Origin of the sequence: Paenibacillus xylanexedens, from assembly GCF_001908275.1 — a bacterium.
GTDB classification, from domain to species: Bacteria; Bacillota; Bacilli; order Paenibacillales; family Paenibacillaceae; genus Paenibacillus; species Paenibacillus xylanexedens_A.
The window spans coordinates 4,724,746-4,735,425 of the sequence record NZ_CP018620.1 but is presented as its reverse complement, the minus strand read 5'-3'; the positions used below and the strand labels follow the sequence as shown (position 1 = coordinate 4,735,425).

At 47.6% G+C, this 10,680-nt stretch carries 7 protein-coding genes; all 7 read left to right on the top strand.

Annotation, left to right across the window (positions count from 1 at the left end; translation table 11 throughout):
* Positions 1-31 precede the first annotated feature (31 nt).
* The gene (locus tag BS614_RS20695) at positions 32-1,801 is read left to right on the top strand and encodes an ABC transporter ATP-binding protein (protein WP_074095391.1); all 1,770 of its coding nucleotides are present in this window, start codon (positions 32-34) and stop codon (positions 1,799-1,801) included.
* Entirely contained in the window at positions 1,798-3,651 is a 1,854-nt protein-coding gene (locus tag BS614_RS20690) for an ABC transporter ATP-binding protein (protein ID WP_074095390.1), read from the top strand. The genes BS614_RS20695 and BS614_RS20690 overlap by 4 nt, the downstream gene beginning before the upstream one ends.
* A 1,252-nt stretch (positions 3,652-4,903) precedes the next feature.
* Entirely contained in the window at positions 4,904-5,986 is a 1,083-nt protein-coding gene (gene glpX, locus BS614_RS20685; protein ID WP_074095389.1) for a class II fructose-bisphosphatase, read from the top strand.
* Positions 5,987-6,265: 279 nt separating this feature from the next.
* Positions 6,266-7,315, top strand: a complete 1,050-nt coding sequence (locus BS614_RS20680; protein WP_074095388.1) for a LacI family DNA-binding transcriptional regulator — start codon at positions 6,266-6,268, stop codon at positions 7,313-7,315.
* A gap of 55 nt (positions 7,316-7,370) precedes the next feature.
* Positions 7,371-8,543 carry a Gfo/Idh/MocA family protein gene (locus BS614_RS20675; protein ID WP_074095387.1) on the top strand — a complete coding sequence of 391 codons (1,173 nt, stop codon included), beginning with the start codon at positions 7,371-7,373 and terminating at the stop codon, positions 8,541-8,543.
* Positions 8,544-8,613: 70 nt separating this feature from the next.
* Positions 8,614-9,339 carry a ThuA domain-containing protein gene (locus tag BS614_RS20670; RefSeq protein WP_074095386.1) on the top strand — a complete coding sequence of 242 codons (726 nt, stop codon included), beginning with the start codon at positions 8,614-8,616 and terminating at the stop codon, positions 9,337-9,339.
* Positions 9,340-9,435: 96 nt separating this feature from the next.
* A complete protein-coding gene (locus BS614_RS20665) occupies positions 9,436-10,542 on the top strand; it encodes a Gfo/Idh/MocA family protein (protein WP_074095385.1) in 1,107 nt (368 codons plus the stop codon).
* The last annotated feature ends 138 nt before the right edge of the window (positions 10,543-10,680 follow it).

Below are 10,680 nucleotides of genomic sequence, written 5' to 3'. Positions count from 1 at the left end.
TTTATCTTGCATTGTAGGGGGGCAAAGTCGCTTGAAAAAAAGTCACAAACCGGGAGTGTCAGCTACACTAACCAGATTACTACGCTCATCTAGATCCTACTGGCCTTGGTATCTGGGTATCGTACTACTGTCTGTTGTCTTATCACTAATGACGCCTGCCTATGCTGAGTTGATGCGGCGGATTGTGAATACGATTATTGATCAGCAGTTGTCCGCGATGACCGTAGCCTGCTTGTTATTGGGTGTGCTGGCGCTGGCGGAAGCTGGAGGCAACTTTTTAAACGGATATGTTAATACCAAACTTCAAAATCGCTCTACCTTGCATTATCAGGCGAGGCTACTGAAAAAGACAATGAAGATCCGCCAGAAGGAGCTTAACAACTATCATAGTGGCGACCTACTCTCCCGCATCCATGATGCTGCGCCGGAGGCACAGGCGGCTATCAATAACAAGACGATGGACCTGTTTCGCAACTGTATGCAGCTTGTCTTTTTGCTGGCTTATCTATCTATCGTTCATGTCGGCTTAGCGATGGGTAGTCTGATCATCACCCTCGTTATTCCACTGTTCGCCAATCCGCTGGCCCGAAAAATGCGCGACACATATACGAAGCGGCAGGAAGCGAGGGCACAGCAGGACACCTTTCTAATGGACAGTATACAAGGAATTGAAGTGATCAAGAGCTTCTCGGTGCAGGACAAAATGACGGCACTACTACGAAAAAAGTGGGACCACTACCTTATTTATCATTTAAAGGCACTGGCACTGGAAGCTGTATTTTACCGGGTGAATATATTTGTATATATACTCGGTTTGATGTACATTCTCGGATACGGTGGCTACTTGATTGTGCAAGGTAGGCTGGATGTTGGAGCACTTGCGGCGTTTCTGGTAGTGTTCGAACGCCTGTCCGGCCCGATCTCCAATCTCTCCTCACTCTGGCCTCAACTACAGGTAGCAATTTCCAGCGCGGCGAGAACCTTTGAAGTGATGGATCTGCCGAGCGAAAAGGAGGCGGAGGCTGAAGGAATGAATCCGAGATCAGACCTGGAGAGTGATATCCGGTTCGACAACGTTTCGTTCCGTTATGCAGAAGGAGCCGAGGCTGCACTAAATGACGCCAGTTTCACGATTGCTCGGGGCCAGGTAACCGCGATTGTTGGGGAGAGCGGATCAGGCAAATCAACACTCACCAGTCTTTTACTGGGTGTACATCTGCCCGATAAAGGACAAATATGGGTAGGTGATCACAATCTAGCTGAGATAGACTTGAGATACTGGCGTGAATCACTTTCCTACGTCTCCCAAGAACCATATCTTTTCACAGGAACGATTGGGGAGAATATCCGGTTGGGTATGCCTGATGCGAGCTATGAGGGAGTCAAGCAAGCGGCAAAGGCGGTCAACCTTCATGATTGGATAAGCAGATTGTCCGGTGGCTACGATACAGTTATTGGCGAGCGTGGAGCCACCTTGTCTGGAGGTGAGCGGCAGCGCATCTCCATCGCACGTGCGCTCATCAAAGATCCCTCGCTTTTAATACTGGATGAGCCGACCTCTGCTCTTGACAGTGAAAATGAACGCATGATTCAGGAATCAATCCAGCAAGCTGCCAAAGGGAAGACGGTAGTTATTGTTGCCCACCGCTTGTCTACAATTAAGGGGGCGGATCGTATTCTCTGCATGCATCAAGGTCAAGTCGTAAGTGAAGGGACTCATGAGGAACTGTTGGAGAGCAGCAACTATTATCGCGAGCTCTACGAGAGAGGCAACCTTGAGCGGAAGGGGAGAGCAGTTTGAGTACAGATAGGCAAACGGAGCCAAAGGCAATCTCGTCATTTTTTGCAATTATGAAATATGCCAAGCCGTATAAAATCGCTTTTATCTTTTCCGTGTTGTTGCTCTCGGCAGATATTGTTTACGATGTAGGCTATGCGTGGGTTCAACAACTGTTCATTGATGCAGCTGGGCGACGAGATCTGGATACGTTGTTGTTTCTGACGGGAGCAAGTTTGGCTGCGGGCATTGGGATTATCTTGTTCTTCATGCTTCAATTTTACCTGCGTAACTCAGTTCAATCGTGGATGCAACGGGATTTCTCGACGGATGTATTCCGGCAGATCGCCTCGCTTCCGTATTCATCCTTAATCCGGTTTCATTCGGGCGATCTGGTCTCCCGCACGACCCGAGATGTCCAGCAGTCCAATGGGATGGTCGCTAACATTGTGTACGAGCTTACTTACAATGTCGCGCTGTTTGCGGTTGCCTTTGCTTATCTAGCTACGATGAACTGGAAGTTGGCGCTATTAGTTGTTTTATCCGCCCCAATAGTCTTTGCGGTTGGTAGATGGTTTGATCGTAAGCTACGGACATATGGGAACCGACTTCAGCAAAAGGACGCCGAGATTCGGGGGTTTCTTCAAGAAATGTTGCAAGGGCTTCATATTGTGCGTATTTTCCAGATGGAGTCGTCCTTGCTGGCCAAGTATGAAGAGAAGCGGCAAGAACAGAATCGTCTGCATGTTTCAAATATGTTACAGCGAACCTCGATGAACCAAACCGTATACCTTACCAACCAACTTGTGATGATCTTATGTGTTTATTTCACAGCCTATACAGCGATTCAGGGAGCGCTGACAGCCGGTCAGGTACTAGCATTTCTCGTACTAATCAGCCGTGTACAAAACCCGTTGCTTAGCGTCATTAACACTTGGGGAAACCTGCAACAGGGACTAGGCGCTGCGGAACGTATTTTTTCTCTGTTCAAACCTTCGGAAGAACGTAAGCAACCTGAGCAGAAGGACAGCCAAGAGACAGGGGAATCGATCAACATACTGCAGCAGGAAACAGTTAGGGCAGTTGAAGTGGAGAAGCAAAGCGGGAAGCCTCTCGTTGTATTGAAGGAAGCCACAGTATCGTTAGAACTAAATGAGGAGGAGAAAAACGTTCTGCTCGACGGAGTGAATCTGACAGTGAATAGAGGAGAGTTCATTGCCATTGTAGGTCCGAGCGGAGCCGGTAAGTCAACACTGCTTAGGTTATGTAGCGGCTTGATTTCTCCTACGACTGGTGGGGCGATGATACTTGATACCCAATTGAATGCTCATCCAGATGTAACCGAGAAGCTTCGAAAGCTGAGTTATGTTCCGCAGACGCCCTATCTTTTTACCGGGACATTGAAAGAAAATATTCAGCTGGGACTGGAAGAGGCGAGTGATGATGATATCATCTGGGCGGCCAAAGCTGCGGGTGCTCATTCCTTTATCAAGAAACTGGATGGAGGTTATGACGCACTGGTAGGGGAGCGGGGAGAAACGCTATCCGGCGGGCAACGACAACGGATTACACTAGCACGTGCACTAATCAGACGTCCAAAGTTACTACTATTAGACGAGGCAACTTCTGCACTCGATACACTCACAGAGGCACAAGTATTGAAATCTATTCTGCAGGCTATGCCTGACATTACGGTGATCGCGGTCACGCATAGAGCATCCGCAGTCCAGTACGCGAGCAGAGTCATCGCTATGAAGCAGGGGCAAATTGTAGAAGACGGCACACATGCGGAGCTACTGCAACTTGACGGAGTCTATAACGCCTTATTTGCCCATACTGAGGAGGAATACACTGGCAAGCAACTTGTAAGATAACAGTATTGATAAAGATCTCGGATCATTCCGAGACAGCCTAACTTAACAAAATGAACCAACAGGAGAGAGGCATAGCAAGCCGATCCTAAATTACAGGAAATTCAGCTAATGGAGCATTGACCTTATTCAATTCTTTCGACAATGAAGTTATGCGTGGATTATCACAGCAATTAAAAAAGTTGATATTTGGGTATGATCCCCTTTTAGTAGACAAGAGAAAAAAGACGTCTGTAAGATGGACTTAATCTTGCCTACTGGAGGGGATTTTCTTATGGCTAATAGGACAGGACAAATAGAGACTGTTATAAAATCAAATTTTTGAATCCGTTTTTGTCGGAGGACAAGAATATTGTTGAATGACATAAAGTTACCAACCAAGTTTATCGAACAAATGGCTTTAAGTAATGATGTTGATGTTCGAAATGTTGTAAGTGTATCAGTTATGGCTCGGTTAGGATACAACAGTTCTGACTAACGACTTGAAATAAAGAAATTGAGGCGAGTTATGAACTTGTGGAGATGAAACAGATTGATTTTATAATGACCAAAACGATACTGTAACGGGATCATCGAGGGAAAAGCTTGGGAGAAAAATGCTATTGAGCAGAATTCTTTCGGGCTTTTTTATGTTTTGCCAGAACCGTTGAATAATAAAATGAAGAAATTGATGAAATTTAATACATAATAAATATTATGTAAACTTATTATTTTCGATGACCTTCATAAGCTGCATCTATGGCTTTAGCAAAAGTTAAAGGCCTGATTAATACATAATTAGCAGTAATATTTTGCTCAATAATCTTGAATGGAATAGGCTGATCTCAAGGATCATTATTACAATTTATTAGTTTATTTCTACGTTTGGACAGTCAGCCGAAAATCGTTTTCGTTCGTATTTTGTTAGATAGCGTTACGTTCTTAATAATCAGTAAATAAGTTGTATATACCTCATGTTAAAAGAACTTTTTGCGAATGAAGCGGATGTGTTAATCCACCATGTTGAATTATTTAGTTTTAGAGCGGAAAATGGAAATTAAAATTAATATTTCAGGTGAGAAATCAGGAGGATTGGACTCTTAAAACCAGCCGAAAAAAGGAGCGAAATCGATCAATATATTAATTGGATAAATAAGGTATATATCGTTAAAAAGGCGCTACTACGCCGATTATAGATCAATTTCATATGGATTTGCGATGGATTTAGTACCGCTTTCACGTTATGCTTTTGGAAATTGGAAAGGAAGTGGGAAAAATGGAACGCGAACTGGCGTTGGAAATTGTCAGAGTAACAGAATTGGCTGCGTTAGCTTCAGCACCCTGGATGGGACGAGGCGACAAGAACAGTGCAGATGAAGCGGCTACTTTGGCCATGCGCGCCATGTTCGATTCCGTGTCTATTCGCGGCACGGTGGTAATCGGTGAAGGAGAAATGGATGAAGCACCCATGTTGTACATCGGCGAGGAAGTGGGCAACGCTGAGGGGCCTGAGGTTGACGTGGCTGTAGACCCGCTCGAAGGTACAGAAATCGTGGCCAAAGGACTAAACAACGCTCTATCGGTTATTGCAGTGGCGGGAAAAGGTAACCTGCTCCACGCACCGGACATGTATATGGAGAAACTGGCGGTAGGGCCTGCGCTTGTAGGCAAGGTCAGCATTGAAGACCCGGTTGAAGTCACACTGGAGAAAGCCGCTGCCACATTGAACAAAAACATCTCAGACCTTACTGTGATGATTCTGGATCGTGTGCGACATGAGAGCACAATTAAGACGCTACGCAAGGTCGGAGTGCGGATCAAGTTCCTCAGTGACGGTGATGTTGCTGGGGCGATGGCACCGGCCTTCCCGGAGGCGGGTATCGATCTCTACGTCGGATCTGGAGGAGCGCCAGAAGGTGTGCTGGCTGCCGCAGCGCTATCTTGCCTTGGGGGTGAGATTCAAGGTCGTCTGATGCCTGCCAACGCAGACGAATTCCAGCGCTGCTTGCAGATGGGAATTGATAATCCTTACAAAGTTTTAACGATGCAGGATATGATCGGCACGGAGGACGTCATTTTTGCAGCAACAGGTGTGACGCCAGGTGAGATCTTGGGAGGGGTACGGTATCTTGCGGATGATCGCGCCGAGACGGATTCGATTGTTATGCGTGCCAAAACCAAAACAATTCGATTCATTCGTTCCCAACACTTCCTGCCTAACAAAGAAGTGCTGCACAAAGTAAGACAGCTCCAATCCACGCCAGAACCCTCGGATCGCATTCCGAGTCATGCGAAAACGATGGAGCAGGCTGAGTTTAGTCAATCCTCCGTTGATCTTGGCGTTACAACGACGTTGTGAGCTGCACTCCCCATAATTGAACAAACAGGATCAACTGAAATCGTTGTATTTAAGTTTGATAAGTAACTTGAACCCCTAAGATTACAGAGCATGAAGTTAATGAAAGTACCATCTCTGGCAAGATAATAATGAGGGCTTGGATTAACCCAAACCCTCATTATTTTTTATGTTAAAAGCATTGACAACGGTTACATGGCATGAGAAAATGTACGCGCGTACATAAATATCGATTTTTAATTACTAAATCATTAATAGGTGAGCTAGAAGGGGGTGAAATTCATGGCATCTCGTAAAGAAGTGGCTGATCTTGCGGGTGTTTCCGAGGCGACGGTCTCCCGGGTGCTTAATGGGGTAGGTCCTATTAAAGAAGAGACACGCCGCAAGGTTCTTGAAGCTTCCGAACAGTTAGGCTATGTGCCCAGCGCTCTTGCTCGCAGTTTTGCCAGAAGTAAAAGCGGGAACCTTGGCGTGGTATTACCTTATGTTCCGAAGGCGCATCTGTTCTCGGCGTATTTTTTCTCGGAAATGCTGAGTGGGATTGGAAGCAAAGCCAGAGACAATAGCATGGACCTGTTGGTTATGTTTCGAACACCCGGTGAAGTGATGAATTATACGGATCTGTTCCGGCGTCAGAAAGTGGACGCCTGCATTATCCTTGGTGCCAGAGATGATCATGAAGAACTGGCGGCCATGCAGCAACTTCATCAGGAAGGACACCCATTCTGTGTCATGAATCAGCATTTTGAGGGCCAATCGTTCACGGAAGTGGATGCGGATCATGTGGAAGGAAGCAGACTTGCCATACGTCATCTTACGGATCAGGGGTATCGCAAAATCGCTTTTCTCAATGGTCCAGACAGCTATTCCAACAGCCAGGAGCGAATGGAAGGCGTTCGTCTTGGCCTGCAAGAAGCAGGTATGGAGCTGGACCCGAGTCTATTGCTTAAAGGGAATTATAGTAGAAGAAGTGGCATTGAGGCGGCAGCGATTGTAGCAGATCGCCTACATGAGATTGATGCTGTATTTGCGGCCAATGACCGGATGGCCATTGGTGTCATGCATGGTTTGCGTGAGCGGGGAATAGGGCCTGCGGATTTTCCGGCATTTGTGGGTTATGACGACTCCGATGCCGCCGAGATGGCTGTTCCGCCGCTGAGCAGCGTCAGGGTTCCATTTTTCGAGATGGGTGAACTTGCAGTATCAAAGCTTATGCATGGGTCTGTGGGTGATACACATAAAGCGAATAACTCTGTTGTAGCGGTAACCGAATCAGCGAGAGCATTGTTGCCTACCGAACTGATCGTCCGTGCTTCTTCTATCCGTCAATAGTTTATTGGTACACATATTGAGAGAATTTTTTATTATTCCAAAGGAGGAAATGACCATGTCAAATCGTCTTCGTGTCGGAATGGTTGGATACAAGTTTATGGGGAAGGCCCACAGTAATGCCTATCGCAGTCTGCCGATGTTTTTCCCGTCTGCTCCGTTGCAGCCTGAGATGTCTGTGATCTGTGGACGTAACGAGCAGGGAGTGCAGGAGGCAGCGAATCAGTTCGGTTGGTCCGAAAGTGTAACGGATTGGCGCGAACTGGTGAAGCGGGATGATATCGATCTGATTGATATTAACGCGCCAAGTGATGCCCATAAGGAAATTGCGTTGGAAGCAGCTCGCCAAGGCAAACATCTGTTTTGTGAGAAACCACTGGCCCTGTCGCTTGCGGATTCGCGTGAGATGCTTCAGGCAGCAGAGGATGCTGGAGTCGCACATATGGTCGGGTTCAACTACCGCTTCTCACCAGCGGTGCAATTAGCGAAGGATCTGGTGGAGAGCGGACGACTGGGTAAAATCTATCATTTCCGTGCATTTTTCCTTCAGGACTGGATTATGGACCCTTCGTTCCCGCTCGTATGGCGTTTGCAAAAAGAAGTGGCTGGCTCCGGTTCCCATGGGGATCTGGGTGCGCATTTAATCGATCTGGCTCGCTTCCTCGTTGGTGAATTCCAGGAAGTCATCGGTATGAGCGAAACCTTCATCAAAGAGCGTCCGCTTGCAGCCGAGATGACCGGTCTGAGTGCAAAGGGCAGTTCGAATGCGGATGCACCGAAAGGAGAAGTGACCGTCGACGACGCTACGTTGTTCCTAGCACGATTCGCAGGAGGGGCGCTGGGCAGCTTCGAGGCTACTCGCTTTGCAGCGGGGCATCGGAGTACGAACTCGTTTGAGATTAACGGCAGTCTCGGCAGTGTACGATTTGATTTTGAACGGATGAATGAACTGGAAGTGTATTTTACAAAGGATGAAGAGGACGTACAGGGATTCCGCCGTGTACTGGCAACCGATCCTGCTCACAAATATTCCGAAGCCTGGTGGCCTGCCGGACATACGATTGGATTCGAGCACACGTTCACCCATGAAATGCTGGAGCTGGTGACAGCGATCTCTGAAGGACGCCAACCATCACCGAGTTTCCACGATGGGGTCGCTTGTCAGGCTGTACTGGAAGCGGTAGAACGTTCGGTAACAGATCGGCGCTGGGTGACGCTTGAAGAGATGTGAGCAAGCAAGACAGTGACATCAGAAATAGGGTTGAACACAACAAAACTAGGCGAAAGCGAGTGAATAAACGATGAGTAAAGCACTGATTGTATGGGGCGGCTGGGATGGACATGAACCGGAGCAGGTAGCAGCGATTTTTGAGCGTATTTTGAAGGAAGAGCAGTTTGAGGTTGAAGTCTCAAATACGTTGGAGTCTTATGCGGATGCCGAGAAGCTACTAGGTCTGGATCTGATCGTACCATTGTGGACAATGGGACAGATTGAGCAAGAACTGGTCAATAACGTATCAGCGGCTGTCCAGAGCGGTGTTGGCTTGGCTGGTCTTCATGGCGGGATGTGTGATGCCTTCCGAAATAACGTGGACTGGCAGTTTATGACGGGTGGACAATGGGTTGCTCATCCAGGTAACGATGGTGTGGAGTATATGGTGAACATGAAGCGTGGCTCTAGCCCGTTATTGGATCATATTGAAGATTTTCAGGTGAAAAGTGAACAGTACTACCTGCACGTAGACCCGGCAGTGGAAGTGCTGGCAACAACTCGTTTCCCAGTGGTAACTGGTCCGCATGCAGCGAATGGGCCTGTAGATATGCCTGTTGTCTGGACGAAACGCTGGGGCGCAGGACGGGTATTCTACAACTCACTGGGACACCATGCAGACATTGTAGACATGAAACCCGTGACTGAAATGATGCGCAGTGGATTCAAATGGACAGCAGCAGGCAAAGAGCTTGCCAAGAGTCGAGTAAGTGCAGCAACCGAAGTGTACACAGGTATGGCGGATAACCAGAACTAATGAGATTGTAGTTTGATTGCAAACGTAACTTCAGTGTTAACCATTCATCCTCAATGGATAAACCATTTCTGATCCACGGCGAAGGGAGCCCCAGGCATGAAAACAATGAAAGTAGGCATTATTGGCTGCGGTAAAATCAGCGGTATTTATATGGAAAACTGTCACCGGTTCGAGGTGCTGGAACTTGTTGCTGTTGCGGATCTTGATCGAAAACGTGCCGAAGAGCAGGCTGCTGCTTATAACGTGCCTAACGTATACAGCGTCGACGAACTCTTGGCTGATCGCGAGATTGAGCTGATCATCAACTTGACCATTCCTTCCGTTCATGCGGATGTATGCTTGCGGGCACTTGAATCTGGCAAACATGTTTATGTAGAAAAACCACTCGCTGTTACCCGTGAAGAAGGGCAGGCCGTACTCGAAACAGCCAAGCGTAAAGGATTACTCGTGGGCTGTGCACCAGAAACGTTCTTCGGTTCAGGCATCCAGACTTCACTTCAATTGGTGGAGGAAGGGGTCATCGGCAAACCGGTGGCGGCGACCGCATTTATGATGAGCCGTGGTCATGAACACTGGCATCCTGATCCGGAGTTTTATTACGCCTCTGGCGGTGGGCCAATGTTTGACATGGGTCCGTACTATCTCACCGCATTGGTTCAACTAATGGGACCGATCAAGTCAATTGCAGGCATGACGGGTAAAGCCATGGAAGAGCGGACGATTACGAGTGAGAAAAAGAGGGGCCAGACGGTTCCCGTCGAAATTCCAACTCACGTTACCGGTCTGTTACAGTTTGAACAGGGAGCCATTGGCACACTGATTACAAGTTTTGACGTATTTGGCGGAAGTGCATTGCCACCGATTGAGATATATGGCACGCACGGTACATTGCAGGTACCTGACCCTAACACCTTTGGTGGTCCGGTTCGTTATCGCTTGCTGGGTGAACATGAATGGACGGAAGTTCCGCTTCTCCCAGGATATCAGGAAAATACACGCGGCATCGGTGTGGCAGATATGGCCTATGCAGCACATAGTGGACGTGCACACCGTGCGAGTGGGGAGCTGGCATACCACGTACTTGAGGCCATGTGGGCATTCCACGATTCATCGGATGAACAGACGTTCTACCAGATGAAAAGTTCATGTCAGCGCCCGGCTGCGTTGCCGGTGGAACTGCCATTGTATACATTGGATAAATAAGATAGCCATTATGACTTATATCATGATAAACAGCCCCTTTTCCTTCGAACAAGGAAAGGGGCTGTTTTTTATTAAATCAAAAAAATCTGGGAATAACAGCGATCGGAAGGTTGTTCTGTCATTGGAGTGTCCAGTGTA